Consider the following 14,850-nt stretch of genomic DNA (forward strand, 5'->3'; position numbering starts at 1 on the left):
TCCTCAGGCCGTGCGGGCGGGCTCGCGCCGGGGCGCGTGCCTGGGCCAGGGGTGGGCGGCTTCGAGCTGCGCGGCCAGGGCCAGCAGGTGCGGCTCGCCGCCGGGCGGGGCGATGAGCTGCACGCCGATGGGCAGGCCGGTGGCGTGGGTGCCGAAGGGCACCGACATCGCCGGCCAGCCCGCCAGGTTCCACACGCCGGTCATCGGGGCGTAGCCGACGTTGACCGCCACCGTACGCGCCAGCCCGCGCGCCCCCCACCGGGCCGCGGGCGGCGGCGGGGCGGCCAGCGTGGGCGTGATCAGCACGTCGGCGTCGCCGAACCACTGGTCGGCGCCGTGGGCCCGCCATCGCTCGAACTCCTCGCGCCCGTGCAGGCCCACCGCGCCGAGCGCCCGCCCGGCCCGCGCCAGCGCCCGCGTACGGCGTTCGAGCCGGCGCCGGTCGAGCCCGCGCGCGTCGTGGGCCGCGCACCGCAGCCAGGTGAGCACGGTGGCGAAGCCGAGCCGGGCCGGCAGCTTGGGCTCCTGCTCGACCACCGTGTGCCCGGCCACCCGCAGGGTCTCGCCCGCCTCGGCCACGGCGCGGACGAACTCCGGGTCCACCTTCACGCCCAGCGCGGGCGGCAGCGGGCGCGGGGCGATGGCGATGCGCAGTTCGAAGGGTTCGCTGCGCCACGCGCGCGGCGACGGCACCGGGACGGCCCCGGAGACGCCGCTCTGGGGCTCCCAGGCCACGCGGGCGCGCTCGCCCGTCTTGTACGCCGTCGCCAGTGCCATGTCGTCGGACATGATCGCGAGCGCGAGCGCGAGGTCGGCCGCGGTCGTGGCCAGGGGGCCGTTCTCGGTCAGGCCGAACCAGTCCTCTCCGGGCGGGGGCACCAGGCCGGGGCCCGGTTTGATGGCGAGGACCCCGCAGCACGCGGCGGGGATGCGCAGCGAGCCGAGGCCGTCGCTGCCGGTGGCCAGCGGCACCAGCCCGGCGGCCACCGCCGCCGCGCTCCCGCTGGAGGAGCCGCCGGGGGTGCGGTCGCGCCGCCACGGGTTGCGGGCGGTGCCGTACACGCTGTCGCCGAACGCGACCAGGCACAGCTCGGGCACGTTCGTGATCCCGACCACCACCGCCCCGGCGGCGCGCAGCCGGGCGACGACGGGATGGTCGGCGGCGGCGGGCTCGGAGGAGGTGGCCGCCGATCCGTTGCGGGTCGCCTCGCCGGCGACCGGGATGTTGTCCTTAACTGCCACCGGCACGCCGGCAAGCGGGAGCCGGGTCAGGTCCTCCCGCTCCTGTACGGCCTGTGCCTCGGCCACCGCCTGTTCGGTGCGGATGATCCGGAATGCGCCGATCTCCGGATTCCGCGCGGCGATGGCGTCCAGGTGCTCGCGCACGACCGCGACCGCGGTCGTGTCCCCCCGTCGTACGGCCCGCGCTATCTCGACGGCGCTGCGTCCAACCCACGACATGTCCGAAGTGTTCTCCGGTGCCGCCGCAGGGGGAAGGGGCCCTTACCGGATTGTGGGCAACCCGTGATCGCACCTCGGCGCGGGGTGGTCAGCCGGTCAGGGGGAGGTCGCCGGTCAGGTACCGCTGGAGGGTCGGCGCCACGCAGGCGATGAGCTGCTCCCGCGGCAGGGCGGACAGCGGTTCGATCTTGAGCGCGTAGCGGACCATGCCCAGGCCGACGAGCTGGGAGGCGGCCAGCAGGGCGCGGGTCTCGGCGTGGTCGCATCGCAGGTACCGGGTCATCGGGATCAGCATCTCGGCGACCATGAAGTTCCTGATCAGGTCGGCGGCGGGCGGGGCCGAGGCCGCGGAGTGCAGCAGGGCGTACATCCGCCAGCCGGTGGCCGGGTCCTCCCACAGCCCCAGGTAGCGCCGAACCAGCCGCTCGCCGAGACCGGCCGGGTCGCCGTCGATGGCCCCGTGCATCTCGCGCACCGGCAGCCCGGTCCTGATGGCCTCCACGAACAGGCCGTCCTTGCTGCCGAAGAAGTGCATGACCAGGGCCGGATCGACCCCGGCGGCGCGGGCGACGGCGCGGATCGTGGTGCCCGGGTAGCCCTTGTCGGCGAAGGAGCGCATGGCCGCGTCGAGGATCGCCGCGCGGGTCTGCGGGGAGCCCGTGCGCCGTCCGGACGTCCGTGCGGCCCGGGGCCGCTGCTCTGCGATCTCGGTCACAGCCCTATTCAACCACCCAGAATTCATCTATGTTGAATTCAACAGCGATGAAGTCATCAGGTGGTGAAATCATGCGCAAGATCATCGGTGCCATCGTGGGCACGACCCTCATCGGCATGGTGTTCGCGCTGTCGTTCATCGGCTCGTTCCACCAGCCGGAGCCGCACGGCGTGCCGATCGCCGTCGTCGGCCCGCAGGAGGTGGCCGGGCAGCTCGGCGGAGCGCTCGCACGCAGGGCCCCGGACGCGTTCGAGCTGCGGCGATACGAGGACGAGGCCGCGGCGCGGGCCGCCCTGCTGGACCGTGAGGTCCAGGCGGTGCTGGTGCCCCAGGCGGGCAGGCTCGTGGTGGCCGGAGCCGGCGGGCGTACGGGGGCGGCGGCGATCACCGGAGCGTTCCAGGCGGCGGCCCAGGCCCAGGGACGGCCCCTGGCCGTGGAGGACGCGGCCCCGCTGCCGCCCGGCGACAGCGGCGGCATCTCCGGCATGTTCTACGTGATCAGCCTGGTCATCCCGGGCCTCGCGCTCGGCGTGGCCCTGCCGGCGCTGGTCCCGGGCGCGGCGGGCCGGATCGGATGGCTCCTCGCCGGGGCCGCGGTGATCGCGGCGGGTGACGCCTGGCTGGTCGACCAGGTGTTCGGCGCGCTGCCCGGGGCGTACCCCGGGCTGTGGGCGGTCTCGGCCGCGCTCGTGCTGACGGTCGCGGCGGTGGCGGCCGGCCTGACCCGCTTCCTCGGCACCGCGGGAGCGGGATTGACCGGGCTGCTGTTCGTCGTGGTCGGCGTGCCCGCGAGCGGCGGGCCGATCGGCGCGTACTTCATCCCCGAGTGGTACGCCGCCGTGGGGCGGGCCCTGCCGGTCGGGCACGGGGCCGAGGCGATCCGCAACGTGGTGTTCTTCGACGGGGCGGCGCTCACGACTCCGCTGCTGGTGCTGGGCGCCTGGGCCCTGGTCGGGATCGCGCTGCTGGCCCTCCCCGGACGCCGCCCCACCCCCGAGCCCCCCGCCGAGCGCATCGACCCGGTCCCGGTCGGCTGACTCCGCACTTCCGGAAATCAGCGGCCGGTCAGATTGCGCGATCCGGCAATCGCCCGGCCCTGATCACTCAGGTGACCATCTGCTTCGCGAGACGTGCGGGCGGCCCGATGACACGGGGGGCCGCCCGCGCCCACGACGGGCGGCGTACCCCGCCCGGGCTGGAAGCGGGCGGTGTACAACCCGCCCGGACTAACAGCGGGCGCGTACCCGCCCGTCCCTACGACGGGCGGCGTACCCGCCCGATGAGGAGGCGACGGTGCACGGCATCGACCTGCCGTCGGCCGCGGCCCTGGCCTACCTGGCCATATGTGCCCTGACCGCGTTCGACGTCTTCTTCCCGGTGCTGCCGGGCGAGGGCACCCTGATGGCCGCGGGGGCGCTCACGGTCACCGGCGACCTGGAGATCCCGCTGGTGATCCTGGCGGGGGCGCTCGGCGCACTGGCCGGAGACCTCGCCTCGTACCAGGTGGGCCGCCGCCTGCGCCGCCGCGCGGACCGCCCACGCCCCCGCGCGGGCGGCTCCCGCCTGGGCCGCTTCCGCCCGGATCGCTTCCGCCCGGATCGCTTCCGCCCGGGCCGCCCCCGCCCCCGGCCGGGCGCCGCCCTGCTGGCCCGGTTGGGCGGCGCCGTGCCCGGCCTGACCACGGGGTGGCCGGAGCGCTTCCAGCGGCACGGCGGTCTGGTCCTGTTCGCGGCCCGTCTCGTCCCCGGCGGCCGGACCGCGGCCACCCTCGCCGCGGGCCGCCTGGCGTACTCCCGGCGCAGGTTCGCGGCCACGGAACTGGCCATCGACGCCGGCTGGGCCGCCGCCGCGACCCTCCTCGGCTACCTCGGCGCCACCGTCCTCCCGGCCGGCCTCACCCCGGAACGCCTCCTCCTCATCGCCGAGGTCGTCCTGTTCATCGCCTGCCTGACCCTCGGCGCCCGCCTCTGGCGCGTGCTCAACCTAGGGCCGGGATCACGCCGAAGCTGACCAGGGCGATCACGAGGATGCCCAGGGCCACGCGGTAGATGACGAAGCCGGTGAAGCGGTGGGTGCTGATGTAGCGCAGGAACCAGGCGATGGCGGCGTAGCCGACGGCGAAGGAGACGATGGTGGCCAGGATGGTGGGGCCCCAGTCGGGGGTGCCGTTCTCGCCGCCGATCTCGAACAGCTCCAGGACGCCGGACATCAGGACGGCGGGGATCGCCAGGAGGAAGGAGTACTCGGCGGCCTCCTCGCGGCGGTAGCCGAGGAGCAGGCCGGCGCCGGTGGTGCCGCCGGAGCGGGAGACGCCGGGGATGAGGGCCAGGGCCTGGGCGAAGCCGTACGTGAGCGCGTGCGGGGCGTTGAGGTGCTTGTCCAGGGTCAGCTCGTTGCGGGCCAGGTGGTCGGCCAGGGCCAGCAGCAGGCCGAAGGTGATCAGGCACGTGCCCACCAGGCGCAGGTCGCGCAGGGTGGTCTCGATCTGGTCCTTGAAGGTGATGCCGAGCAGGCCGATCGGGATGCTGCCCAGGATGACGAACCAGCCCATGCGGGCGGCCTGGTGCTGGCGCAGGTGCGGCGTCCACAGCGAGCGGGTCCAGGTCGAGATGATGTCCCAGATGCGCTTGCGGAAGTAGATCAGCACCGCGGTCTCGGTGCCGAGCTGGATGACGGCGGTGAACGCGGCGCCGGGGTCCTCCCAGCCGAACAGGGCGGAGACGACGCGAATGTGCGCGCTGGAGGAGATCGGCAGGAACTCGGTGAGCCCCTGCAACACACCCAGCACTAATGCCTCAAACCAGCCGATCAACGAAAGAGCACCTTCCAAAGCGGAGGCCGCGGCGAGTGGCGCCGGGCGGCCCCGAGAAATCTGCATGACGACGTGTGCGGTGGCCGCCACGGGTAACCGCACTAGGCGAGGCTAGCGGAGACCGGGACCGCGCGTGGTCGGTCGTGCGGACGGTGCCCGATCGTCCTTTCGGTCGTGCCGTTCAGTTCCCGTGGTGGTGTATGTCTCGTCCGGAACCGCTGGACACCGGGGGGCGGGGTCCGTGACGATACCGGCCATGATCGAGCGCCCGTTGTTGCTTGTGGACGTGGACGGGGTGCTCAACCCCCTGGGGGCGTCGCTGCCCGGCTTCACCCCGCACGAGTGCGTGGTGGACGGGCAGGTGTACCGCGTGCAGCTCAACACCGCCCACGGCCCGGCGCTGCTGAGGCTGGCCGAGGAGACCGGGGCCGAACTGGTGTGGGCGACCACCTGGGAGCACGCGGCGAACGAGTGGATCGGTCCCAGGATCGGGCTGCCCGAGCTGCCGGTGATCGAGATGCCGCTGCCCGGCCTGCCCGGCGGGCCGCCGCCGAGCGGGTACGGCGAGATGTTCAAGACCCCGCACGTGGCCGCGTACGTCGGGGGGCGGCCGTTCGTCTGGTTCGACGACCACACCTGGGAGCCGGACGAGGCGTACCTGCGTGACCGGCCGGGGATCGGGGAGTTCCTGCTGGTCCGCGTGGACGCCCGCGCGGGGCTGACGGAGGCCGACCTGGCCGGCGCGCGGGAGTGGCTGAGCGCGCGTCAGGGTTGACCCCGTCAGGGTTTTGTCAGGGTTCCGAGTCGGAACGCCGGGTAGACGCCTCCTCGTTGAATCTGGTGAAAGCCATTCATCGGGAGGGAAACGTGTACAGATCGACCAGGCACAAGATGATCGCCGGCGTGTGCGGCGGGATCGCCGAGCGATACGGCTGGTCGCCCACCGTCGTACGGCTGCTGTTCCTGCTGTCCTGCATCCTGCCGGGGCCGCAGTTCGTGATCTACCTGATCATGTGGATCGCGCTGCCCAAGGCGCCCAGCTCGCACCACACCGGCGCGTACGCACGCCACTGAGTGCTTAAGCTGTTCTCCATGAGGGAACGTCCGCTGTCCATGATCCAGGACGACCTGGTGGAGTACGAGAAGGCCATGGAGCGCATGGCCGAGCTGGTCGGCCAGAGGCAGCGCGACGAGCGCCCCGACACCCTCTGGCTGCTCAGCCACCCCTCGGTCTACACGATCGGCCGCCGCACCCCCGCCGAGCACCTGCCCGACCCCTCCCACGGCATCGCCGTGGTGCAGACGGGCAGGGGCGGGCAGCTCACCTACCACGGTCCCGGGCAGCTCGTCGGCTACCTGATCGTCAAGCTGCGCGAGGACGAGGGGATCGTCGACTACGTGCGCGAGGTGGAGCTGCGCCTGGTCAAGGCGCTGGACGCGCTGGGCCTCGCGGCCGAGCGGCGCGACACCCCGCCCGGCTCCGAGCTGCTGACCGGCGTGTGGACCACCGCCACGGGGCGCAAGATCGCCTCGATCGGCATGCGGCAGAGCCGGGGGGTGACCAGCCACGGGTTCGCCCTCAACGTCGACGGCGACCTGATGCCGTGGAACTGGGCGGTCGCGTGCGGCATGCCCGACGTCGACATGACCTCCACCTCGCGCGAGGGCCTGGCGGCGACCATGGACGACGTGCGCGCCGCGGTCGCCGCCGCCTTCGAGGCGAGCCCCGCCTGAGGGTCAGCCGATCGGCTCCTTGGGCGAGGGCTCCTCGTCCACGTTGCGCCGGGGGCCGGCGAACCAGTGGCGGGCCGACAGCAGCCACCACAGCGCGATGCCGATGAGCACCGTGCCCACGGCGATGGGCGCGTAGTTCACCGCCGTCCAGGTGAAGTCCGCGTTCCACGGCACGCCCGCGGGCGAGAACGGCAGCACGAAGTACACCGAGATGATCGCGATCTCCACCACCGCGATCCAGCCCATCACCTTGTACTTGCGGCCGAGCGTCCACGGGCCGGGCTGGAACGCGTCGCCCATGCGCAGCCGCAGCCAGATCGGGATCAGGAAGGCCAGGTAGAGCCCGATGACCGCGATCGAGACGACGGCGTAGAACGCGACCGGGGTGCTGGTCCCGGCGGGGGCGTACAGCGCGGGCAGGGTGAGCAGGGCGGCCACGACGCAGCCGGCGATGATGGCGTTGACCGGGGTCCTGTTGCGGTCCACCCGCGACCACAGCCGCCAGCCGGGCACCGCGCCGTCGCGGGAGAACGCGTACGTCATGCGCGACATCGAGGTCACGCAGCTCATCCCGCAGAAGAACTGGCCGATGGTGGAGATGGCGAACACGGCGGTGGCGAGCGGCGAGGACAGCGCGGAGGTGAAGATCGCGCCGACGAAGCCCGCCTCCTCGTTGATCGCGTCCACGTCCGTGGCGGCGAACAGGAACGACAGCAGCAGGATCCAGCCGCCGATCGCCGAGTAGAAGATCGACTGCCACAGGCCCTTGGCCGCGGCGCGGGCGGCGCCCTGGGTCTCCTCCGACACGTGCGCGCACGCGTCGAACCCGGTGATCGTGTACTGGGTGAGCAGGAAGCCCAGCGGCAGCACGTACAGCCAGAAGGTCAGGCCGCTCTCGCCGTCGCCGAAGCCGGAGTTGTTGATGGTCTCGGTGAAGACGAAGCCGAGCGTCTGGTGGTCACTGGGCGCGAAGATCAGGATGGCCACCACGATCGCCGCTCCCGCGACGTGCCACCACACCGAGACGTTCTGCAGCAGTGAGATGAGCCGGTGGCTGTAGATGTTGATCAGCGCGTGCAGCGCCAGGATGATCACGAACAGCAGGAACGCCTGCGGGAGGGTTCCCTCCCAGGCGCCGCCGGACAGCCGGCTGATCGTGATGTTCAGGAAGGTCGCGCAGCCGTAGTCCACCGAGGCGGTGACCGCGACCAGGCCGATGAGGTTGAGCCAGCCGGTGAACCAGCCGTGCACCGGTTTGCCCAGTTTGGCGGCCCACCAGTAGATGCCGCCCGCGGTCGGGTAGGCGGAGACCAGCTCCGACATGCACAAGCCGATGATCAGGATGAAGATGGAGATCAGCGGCCAGCCCCAGGAGATGGCGACGGGGCCGCCGTTGTTCCACGCCTGCCCGAAGGTGGTGAAGCAGCCGGCCAGGATCGAGATGATGGAGAAGGAGATCGCGAAGTTGGAGAACCCGCTCCAGGTGCGCGCGAGTTCCTGCTTGTAACCGAGCTCGGCCAGACGGCGGGCGTCCTCATCGAGGGTCTCCGGCTTGGTCATCAAGCCTCCTTGGCGTTGCGGGGGGTGAAGCCGGGGGCAGGCCCCGGACGTCGTCGATCAGCCGGCCGAAGCCGGGATCGTCCAGGTCCCGTGCGGCCCGCCGGAACTTCGCGGCGGCCTCGGCGGCGTAGTCGAAGTCGGCCGCCGCCGCCTGCTCCTTGAGCAGCCCGTGGTGCACGGAGAACCACAGGGTCCAGGTGATGTTGGACATGATCAGGTAGAGCCGCACCCGGGCCGTCAGCCGCGGGTCGGGCCCGCCGAAGTACGCCCGCGCCAGCCGCTCGCACAGGTCGGGGTCGTACTCGGCCTCGGCGGCGATGTCGCCCAGCTCGAAGGCCGGGTCGTTGTTGCCGGAGAGCTGGTAGTCCACGATGCGCACCGCGCCGTCGCGGGCCGCGATCAGGTTCTCGGGCAGCAGGTCGTTGTGGCAGGGCGCGGGCGGCAGCGGGCGGGCCGCGAGGGCGCGCTCGATCTCGGCCACCGCGGGCAGCCGGTCCTCGTAGCCGGAGGGCACCGACAGCCCGTGCGCGCGGCACAGCCCCAGCAGCTCGTCCAGCTTCCGGAAGATCGAGAAGTCGTTGCCGAAGGCCGGGCCCACGTGCAGCCTCCGGCAGGCGGCGGCGATCCGCGGGATCATCGCGGGATCGCGGACCGCCGCCGCGTCCAGCGTGCGGCCGTGGATGTACTCCAGCAGCAGCGCCGGCGGCTCCGCGAACTCGTGTACGACCCGCGCGCCGACGCCGGTACGGGCCGCCAGTTCGGTGTTGGCGATCTCCTGGGCGAGGGGGATGCCGAGCCCGGCCTCGGAGACCCGCGGATCGAGAACCCGCAGCAGCCAGGTCTCACCGTCTCCGGAGTCGATGCGGGCGATCCTGTGGCTCAGCCCGCCCTTGATCTCGGTGGCCGTGACCGCCCGGCCTGCCCAGGCCGTGACGAGATCGACGGGGTCGAGTGGCGCACCGGGGATCGCATCCAGCATCCAGGAGCTCCTTTTGGCCTGGCTTTAGACCATTGATCCCATCCTGGGCGCCAGGTGTTACGAGTCCATTCCGATCCAGGGTCTTTCCGGATCACGAGCCGATTACACCGCTCATCCCCACCGCTCGTCTACACCGATCGTCAACACGGCGTGTCCAAACCGCTCGTCCGCACCGCTCGGCTGCACCGCTCGCTGATTGACTCATCCGCCGGTCTCATCCGCCGATCGCGTCCACGGCGGCCTGGCAGAACGCCTTCAGGTCGTCCGGCTTGCGGCTGCTGACCAGCGTGTTCGGGCCTTCGGTGCAGGTCACGACCTCCTGGTCCACCCAGTTGGCGCCGGCGTTGCGCAGGTCGGTCTGCAGGCTGGGCCAGGACGTGATCGTCCGGCCGCGTACGACGTCGGCCTCGATCAGCGTCCAGGGGCCGTGGCAGATCACGGCCACCGGCTTGCCCGCGGAGAAGAAGTCCCCGGCGAAGCGGACCGCGGCCGGGACCGTACGCAGGAAGTCGGGATTGGCGACGCCGCCGGGCAGCACGAGCCCGTCGAAGTCGCTGACCGAGACCTGGTCCACGGTGGCGTCCACCTCGAAGGTGTCGCCCTTGTCGAGGTGGTGGAACGCCTGGACCCGGCCCGGCTTGGTGGAGATCAGGCGCGGCGCGCCACCCGCCTGCTCCACCGCCGTCCAGGGCTCGGTGAGCTCGACTTGCTCGACGCCTTCCGGGGCCACCAGGAACGCGACCGTCTTACCCTGCAGCATGATCGTTCCCCCATATGAGCTGCGGTTTCTCCGTATGGGGGAACCCTTCCCGGCTCACGCCCTCCTATTCGGCGGCGCGCGGCGGGCGCGGGGCGCGGCGATCCGGCGCTTCCGCCGCCCCACGACGGAAGCGCGTGCTCAGCCCTGCCGCCCCTCCAGGGGCGACCGCCTGCGCCTGATCTCGTCGAGAAGCGCGGGCACGTCGGCCAGCTCGCGAAGTTCCGCTTGGCAGTCCACGCACTCGACCAGGTGGCTTTCGAAGGCTTCGTGATCTTCGGGATCGAGCAACCCGAGTGCATAGGCGGCCACCTCGTGGTGAGGTGGCGGCGACATCAGGTCACCCCTTTCTCCTTCAGATCCTTACGCAGGGCTCGGATGGCGTAGTAGAGCCGTGACTTCACAGTACCCGGTGGTATGCGTAAGACCTCGGCTGCCTCGTTAATCGTACGGTCCTTGAGATACGTTTCCTCGATCACCTCCCGGTGCTCGGCCGACAGGCGCTCCAGCGCGTCGGCGACGACCATCGCGGCGATGGTCTGCTCGGATTCGTCCGGCACCGATACAGTTTCGAGACCCGTGTCCTCGACCTCCTCCGGCCGGGCCCGGCGGCGACGCCGGCCATCGATGATGATTCGGCGGGCGACGGTCAGCAACCACGCCCACAGCATGCCGGGCTCCTTGTTGAGCTTCCCGGCGTGGCGCCAGGCTCGGACCAGAGTCTCCTGGACTACGTCCTCTGCCCAGTGATGGTCGTTGCCGGTGGCCCGGCGGACATGATGGAGGAGACGGGACCCGAACGCCTCGTAGAGGGCGTGGATCATCCGCTCGTCCCGCTCGTTGATGCCATCGGGGTCCAAAGCTGCGGACTCCGGGCTGGGCTTCCGCGACACGGGCACATACTTGCAGCGATTGAGCAACTAGTGGGTAACTTTTGTAACTTCCGTCATTTCCGGCTATCTCGTCACTTCTGATGAACCCTTCCACACCGGCCGCCGTACCTGTCTCCGAGATGGGCCCCTGGAGCCGACCGGAAGGACGATGGCATGACCAGCCGACGACGTCGCGCCGCCGCGCTCTTGCTGGGTATGGCCGCGCTGACCTGCGGCTGCGGAGCGGCTGAGGCCGAGACGCCGCGAGCCGCGGCCGGCGCGCACCTCGGCGAGCACGCCGGAGACGGTCACCACCATGCGGTCCCTCATCTCCTCAACGCGACGGACAGCCCGACTGTGGGCGCGATCGTCACGGACGTCAAGGGATTCACGCTGTATCGCTACGACAAGGACACGGCCATACCCCCCGCCACCCGCTGCACCGACCGGTGCACCGACAAGTGGCAGCCGCTGCTCGCGGACCGCCACATGCACGGGCACGGCGTGCACCCGGAGCTGGTCGGCAAGGTACGGCGCCCCGACGGCTCCTGGCAGGCCACGCTGGCCGGCCACCCCCTCTACCGGTACCGCGGGGACACCAATCCGGGTGACATCAACGGCCACGGCCTGGGCGGCGAGTGGTACGCCGTGACGCCCAGCGGCCTGAAGGCCCCGAGCGCGCCCGGCGACACCACGAACTGATCATCCGGAGACGGCAGATGCGCGGCATCCTCAAGTGGCCGTTCGGGCGCGGTGAGCTGCTCGTCCTGGTCCTCTTCCTGCTGGCGGGATCGATCGCGATCCTCATGACGGTGCCCAACAGCACCCCGGCATCCGGCGCCCAAACCGCCAATTTCGTATCGACCGCAACCTCGACGAAGCTCGGCCCGATCACCAAGGCCGACATCGATCTGCTGGTGAAGGTCCGCCAGGCCGGGCTGTGGGAGATCCCGACCGGCCAGCAGGCCGGGCAGCGCGGCAGCAGCGCGCGGGTCAAGGAGGTCGGCCGGCACCTGGTCGAGGACCACACCCAACTCGACAAGGAGGTGCGAGAGCTGGCGGCGCAGCTCGGCGTACTGCTGCCGAGCCAGCCGAGTGCCGACCAGCAGCGCTGGATGGCGGAGCTGTCCGGCAAGTTCGGCCAGGAGTACGACCTGGCGTTCGCCCAACTGCTGCGCGCGGCCCACGGCAAGGTCTTCACGGTCGTCGCCACTGTGCGCGCCGGCACCAGAAACGACCACATCCGCAACTTCGCCCAGAGGGCGGTCAACGTGGTCATGAAGCACATGACCCTGCTGGAGAGCACGGGGCTGGTGGACTACACCGCCCTTCCGCAGCCTCCCGACCCGCCCACCACATAAGGAGTCCACTTTGCAGCGAAGACCATTCACCGTGGTACTGGCGGGCCTCGCGGTCGCCGTCAGCTCGGTGTCACTCAGCGTCGTCGGTGACTTCAGAGCCTCCGCCGACCACTGCACCGCCGAGGAGAAGGCCGCCAATCCCGAGGCGTGCGCCGGTGAGCAGGGGCCCTTCTCGGAGGACTTCATCGACATCCGCCAGGTGCAGCCGGTCTCCCCACCGCCCCGCTTCCAGCGCGGCGGATCGCGCGGGTCGTTCATCTCCCGCTGCGGCAGGAACGAGAACGGCCACTTCAACTCCGACAACTTCATCGTCGCGCCCGGCGTGACCAACGGCGCCCACCACCTGCACGACTACGTGGGCAACCTGTCCACCGACGCGTTCTCCACGGACGAGAGCCTGGCCGCGGCCGGTACGACCTGCCGCCTCGGCGACAAGTCCACCTACTTCTGGCCGGTCCTCCGCGCGATCACCCCGGTCGGGCAGGAGGAGGAGCGCAACGCGAGCGCGACCCCGACCGCCGAGGCCCAGGACCAGCAGGACCAGCAGGGTCAGCAGGGCCGGCAACAGGACCAGCAGGACCAGCAGGGCCAGCAACAGGACCAGCAGCAGGACCAGCAGGGTCAGCAGCAGGACGCGCAGAATACCCCGGCTCCTGAGGACACCGGCGCGGCGGCCCAGGACCCCGCCGCGGACCCGGCGGCAACGGACACCGCCGCGGCCCAGGACCCGGCCACGGCGGTGCCCGACGCGCAGCAACAGGACCCACAGAACCAGCAGGACCCACAGAACCAGCAGGACCAGCAGGACCAGCAAGGCCAGCAGGACCAGCAGGACGTCGCGGCCCTGTCCGCGCGGAACAACAACAACGACGATAACCGCAGACGCAGAGGCAGGGGCGACAACAACCAGAACACCCCCACGCCCACCCCCACCCAGGCCAACCCGACGCCGACGGCCACCAGCAGCGGCGAGCCGGGCGGCTCCGCGGACGGCAACGTGGGCACGGTGCTGCGCCCGACCTCGGTGACGATCCAGTTCCGCGGCAACCCGGTCTCCCGGGTCGTGGCGATGCCGAGGTTCATCCGGATCATCACCGGTGACGCCCGCGCCGCCACCAACGGCGGGGCCAACGCCAGGGCCCAGTGGACCTGCACCGGCTTCACCAACCGGATCACCACGCAGTACCCGCTGTGCCCGCGCGGCAGCCAGGTCGTCCGGATCTCGGACTTCCCGAGCTGCTGGGACGGCCAGAACACCGACAGCGCCAACCACCGCACCCACGTGGTGTTCCCGGACCCGGCGACCGGCGCCTGCCCCTCGGGCACCCGGGCCATCCCCCAGCTCCGGATCACCCTGACCTACCGCGTGCCGCCGGGGCCGGCGTTCGCGCTGGACAGTTTCCCGGAGCAGCTTCACAACCCGATCACCGATCACAACGACTTCGTGAACGTGATGCCGAACAACCTCATGAACTTCGTGGTCAACTGCATCAACCGCGGACGTCGCTGCTGATCCCCCTTGATCCGGCCCACCGGCACTCCGGAGCGCGGTCCGGGCGCCGGTGGGCTGCCCCCAACCAGGAGAGTCCATGAAAAGCAGGCGCGCCCCCAGCTACAAGCGCCGCCCCAATACGAACCTGTGGCTCATCGCCATGGGGGTGATCCTCACCGGGGCGCTGACGTTCGCCATCGTGTCCCTGCTCACGGGCTGGGGCGCCCAGGCCGTCGCCTCGGCGCGGGCCTTCCTAGAGTTCTACGTCGGCGTCTTCGCCCTGGTCAGCTTCACCCTCACGTGCGTGCTCGGCGTCGCGGCGACCGAGCGCATGATCCTCAAGATCGAGCATCGGATTCTCGCCCAGCGGGTGCACCGGGCCGTCGCGACCCTGGGCATCGGCTTCCTCCTGACCCACATCCTGCTCAAGGTGGACGGCGGGCGCATCGGCGCCGCCGGCGCCGTCATCCCGTTCGCGGGCGGCGTCGGCCTCTGGGCGAGCGTCGGCGCGATAGCCGGAGACCTCATGCTGCTGGTCTTCGTCACCGGCATCATCCGCGGCAGGTTCGCCCGCTCCACCAAGCCCTGGGTGTGGCGGGCCCTTCACGACGTGGCCTACCTGGCCTGGCCCGTCTCCATCCTGCACGGCCTGCTCGCCGGACGGCCCCCCGCCAACTGGGTGGTGTGGTGCTACGCGCTCTCCCTCGTCGCCGTCGGCATCGCCCTGGCCATCCGCCTGATCAGCACGGCCGGCACCCGCGAGACCGCGGAGACACCGCGGATCGAGGTCGCCAAGAGACCCGCCGAGCCGGTGGCCCGCGTGTTCACCCTCCGCTCGGTGGACGACCTCCAACGCCGCAAGACCGGCTGACCCGACCCGAGTGGGAACCCCAGGTGTGTCGCCCTCCCACCTCCTCCCGAACCCGGGCACCCCTTCGGGGGACGGGAAGTGTCCGGGCACCGGGTGGATCTTCCGCAAGGCGCCACCTCCGAGTGTGTCACCGTTCGGGAGGAGGCGGCCGGAGGGTGTCGCGTTTCCGCAAGTTCCGGAATCCACCCTCATCCCGTCGGGCGCAAGATCCACCGTTGCCCGGACACTCCCCCACC

Annotated in this window: 17 protein-coding genes; 9 read left to right on the top strand and 8 right to left on the bottom strand. The window is 71.3% G+C overall.

Translation table 11 applies throughout. The features are described 5' to 3' along the window. Positions 1–3: 3 nt before the first annotated feature. Together HNP84_RS48270 and HNP84_RS48275 are read right to left on the bottom strand one after the other, a co-directional pair. Positions 4–1,461 carry an amidase gene (locus HNP84_RS48270; RefSeq protein ID WP_185056883.1) on the bottom strand — a complete coding sequence of 486 codons (1,458 nt, stop codon included), beginning with the start codon at positions 1,459–1,461 and terminating at the stop codon, positions 4–6. Positions 1,462–1,549: 88 nt separating this feature from the next. Continuing rightward, positions 1,550–2,176 carry a TetR/AcrR family transcriptional regulator gene (locus tag HNP84_RS48275; RefSeq protein ID WP_221337683.1) on the bottom strand — a complete coding sequence of 209 codons (627 nt, stop codon included), beginning with the start codon at positions 2,174–2,176 and terminating at the stop codon, positions 1,550–1,552. 71 nt (positions 2,177–2,247) lie between these two features. Here HNP84_RS48275 and HNP84_RS48280 point away from each other — a divergent pair, with 71 nt between their 5' ends. Both HNP84_RS48280 and HNP84_RS48285 read left to right on the top strand, forming a co-directional pair. Further along, entirely contained in the window at positions 2,248–3,213 is a 966-nt protein-coding gene (locus tag HNP84_RS48280) for a hypothetical protein (protein WP_185056885.1), read from the top strand. A 256-nt stretch (positions 3,214–3,469) separates the two neighbouring features. Then, on the top strand, positions 3,470–4,186 hold the full coding sequence (locus HNP84_RS48285) for a DedA family protein (protein ID WP_185056886.1): 717 nt from the start codon (positions 3,470–3,472) through the stop codon (positions 4,184–4,186). On the opposite strand, the gene HNP84_RS48290 is transcribed toward HNP84_RS48285, so the two are convergent. Next, on the bottom strand, positions 4,155–4,988 hold the full coding sequence (locus tag HNP84_RS48290; RefSeq protein ID WP_246519574.1) for an undecaprenyl-diphosphate phosphatase: 834 nt from the start codon (positions 4,986–4,988) through the stop codon (positions 4,155–4,157). The genes HNP84_RS48285 and HNP84_RS48290 overlap by 32 nt on opposite strands. 256 nt (positions 4,989–5,244) lie before the next feature. Here HNP84_RS48290 and HNP84_RS48295 point away from each other — a divergent pair, with 256 nt between their 5' ends. The 3 genes from HNP84_RS48295 to lipB all read left to right on the top strand — a co-directional run bounded on the left by HNP84_RS48295 (position 5,245) and on the right by lipB (position 6,722). Next, positions 5,245–5,763, top strand: coding sequence for an HAD domain-containing protein (locus HNP84_RS48295; protein ID WP_185056887.1), 519 nt, complete (start codon positions 5,245–5,247; stop codon positions 5,761–5,763). A gap of 92 nt (positions 5,764–5,855) precedes the next feature. Next, positions 5,856–6,062, top strand: coding sequence for a PspC domain-containing protein (locus tag HNP84_RS48300; protein ID WP_185056888.1), 207 nt, complete (start codon positions 5,856–5,858; stop codon positions 6,060–6,062). 18 nt (positions 6,063–6,080) lie between these two features. Next, positions 6,081–6,722, top strand: coding sequence for a lipoyl(octanoyl) transferase LipB (gene lipB / locus HNP84_RS48305; RefSeq protein ID WP_185056889.1), 642 nt, complete (start codon positions 6,081–6,083; stop codon positions 6,720–6,722). Between the two features lie 3 nt (positions 6,723–6,725). Here the strand turns inward: lipB and HNP84_RS48310 are convergent, their stop codons facing one another. The 5 genes from HNP84_RS48310 to HNP84_RS48330 all read right to left on the bottom strand — a co-directional run bounded on the left by HNP84_RS48310 (position 6,726) and on the right by HNP84_RS48330 (position 10,911). Then, positions 6,726–8,282, bottom strand: coding sequence for an amino acid permease (locus tag HNP84_RS48310; RefSeq protein ID WP_185056890.1), 1,557 nt, complete (start codon positions 8,280–8,282; stop codon positions 6,726–6,728). Beyond that, complete coding sequence (locus HNP84_RS48315; RefSeq protein ID WP_185056891.1) at positions 8,257–9,261, bottom strand: phosphotransferase; 1,005 nt, start codon at positions 9,259–9,261, stop codon at positions 8,257–8,259. Before HNP84_RS48315 ends, HNP84_RS48310 begins: the two co-directional genes overlap by 26 nt. Before the next feature lie 214 nt (positions 9,262–9,475). Beyond that, a complete protein-coding gene (locus HNP84_RS48320; protein WP_185056892.1) occupies positions 9,476–10,021 on the bottom strand; it encodes a type 1 glutamine amidotransferase domain-containing protein in 546 nt (181 codons plus the stop codon). Positions 10,022–10,159: 138 nt separating this feature from the next. Further along, positions 10,160–10,354, bottom strand: coding sequence for a zf-HC2 domain-containing protein (locus HNP84_RS48325; RefSeq protein ID WP_185056893.1), 195 nt, complete (start codon positions 10,352–10,354; stop codon positions 10,160–10,162). Next, positions 10,354–10,911 carry a sigma-70 family RNA polymerase sigma factor gene (locus tag HNP84_RS48330; protein WP_312927330.1) on the bottom strand — a complete coding sequence of 186 codons (558 nt, stop codon included), beginning with the start codon at positions 10,909–10,911 and terminating at the stop codon, positions 10,354–10,356. Before HNP84_RS48330 ends, HNP84_RS48325 begins: the two co-directional genes overlap by 1 nt. 153 nt (positions 10,912–11,064) lie before the next feature. On the opposite strand from HNP84_RS48330, the gene HNP84_RS48335 reads away from it, so the two are divergent. The 4 genes from HNP84_RS48335 to HNP84_RS48355 all read left to right on the top strand — a co-directional run bounded on the left by HNP84_RS48335 (position 11,065) and on the right by HNP84_RS48355 (position 14,614). Continuing rightward, positions 11,065–11,592 carry a hypothetical protein gene (locus HNP84_RS48335; protein ID WP_185056894.1) on the top strand — a complete coding sequence of 176 codons (528 nt, stop codon included), beginning with the start codon at positions 11,065–11,067 and terminating at the stop codon, positions 11,590–11,592. Positions 11,593–11,609: 17 nt separating this feature from the next. After that, on the top strand, positions 11,610–12,251 hold the full coding sequence (locus HNP84_RS48340; RefSeq protein ID WP_185056895.1) for a DUF4142 domain-containing protein: 642 nt from the start codon (positions 11,610–11,612) through the stop codon (positions 12,249–12,251). A gap of 10 nt (positions 12,252–12,261) precedes the next feature. Next, the gene (locus HNP84_RS55715) at positions 12,262–13,764 is read left to right on the top strand and encodes a DUF1996 domain-containing protein (protein WP_281396523.1); all 1,503 of its coding nucleotides are present in this window, start codon (positions 12,262–12,264) and stop codon (positions 13,762–13,764) included. A 76-nt stretch (positions 13,765–13,840) separates the two neighbouring features. Next, entirely contained in the window at positions 13,841–14,614 is a 774-nt protein-coding gene (locus tag HNP84_RS48355) for a hypothetical protein (RefSeq protein ID WP_185056896.1), read from the top strand. Positions 14,615–14,850: the final 236 nt, after the last annotated feature.

Origin of the sequence: Thermocatellispora tengchongensis (assembly GCF_014202315.1) — a bacterium.
GTDB classification, from domain to species: Bacteria; Actinomycetota; Actinomycetes; order Streptosporangiales; family Streptosporangiaceae; genus Thermocatellispora; species Thermocatellispora tengchongensis.

Excerpts from the sequence above, each read along its gene's own strand:
- HNP84_RS48270 (WP_185056883.1), bottom strand. The coding sequence starts at position 1,461 with ATGTCGTGGGTTGGACGCAGCGCCGTCGAGATAGCGCGGGCCGTACGA.
- HNP84_RS48280 (WP_185056885.1), top strand. The coding sequence starts at position 2,248 with ATGCGCAAGATCATCGGTGCCATCGTGGGCACGACCCTCATCGGCATG.
- HNP84_RS48295 (WP_185056887.1), top strand. The coding sequence starts at position 5,245 with ATGATCGAGCGCCCGTTGTTGCTTGTGGACGTGGACGGGGTGCTCAAC.
- lipB (WP_185056889.1), top strand. The coding sequence starts at position 6,081 with ATGAGGGAACGTCCGCTGTCCATGATCCAGGACGACCTGGTGGAGTAC.
- HNP84_RS48310 (WP_185056890.1), bottom strand. The coding sequence starts at position 8,282 with ATGACCAAGCCGGAGACCCTCGATGAGGACGCCCGCCGTCTGGCCGAG.
- HNP84_RS48315 (WP_185056891.1), bottom strand. The coding sequence starts at position 9,261 with ATGCTGGATGCGATCCCCGGTGCGCCACTCGACCCCGTCGATCTCGTC.
- HNP84_RS48320 (WP_185056892.1), bottom strand. The coding sequence starts at position 10,021 with ATGCTGCAGGGTAAGACGGTCGCGTTCCTGGTGGCCCCGGAAGGCGTC.
- HNP84_RS48325 (WP_185056893.1), bottom strand. The coding sequence starts at position 10,354 with ATGTCGCCGCCACCTCACCACGAGGTGGCCGCCTATGCACTCGGGTTG.
- HNP84_RS48335 (WP_185056894.1), top strand. The coding sequence starts at position 11,065 with ATGACCAGCCGACGACGTCGCGCCGCCGCGCTCTTGCTGGGTATGGCC.
- HNP84_RS48340 (WP_185056895.1), top strand. The coding sequence starts at position 11,610 with ATGCGCGGCATCCTCAAGTGGCCGTTCGGGCGCGGTGAGCTGCTCGTC.
- HNP84_RS48355 (WP_185056896.1), top strand. The coding sequence starts at position 13,841 with ATGAAAAGCAGGCGCGCCCCCAGCTACAAGCGCCGCCCCAATACGAAC.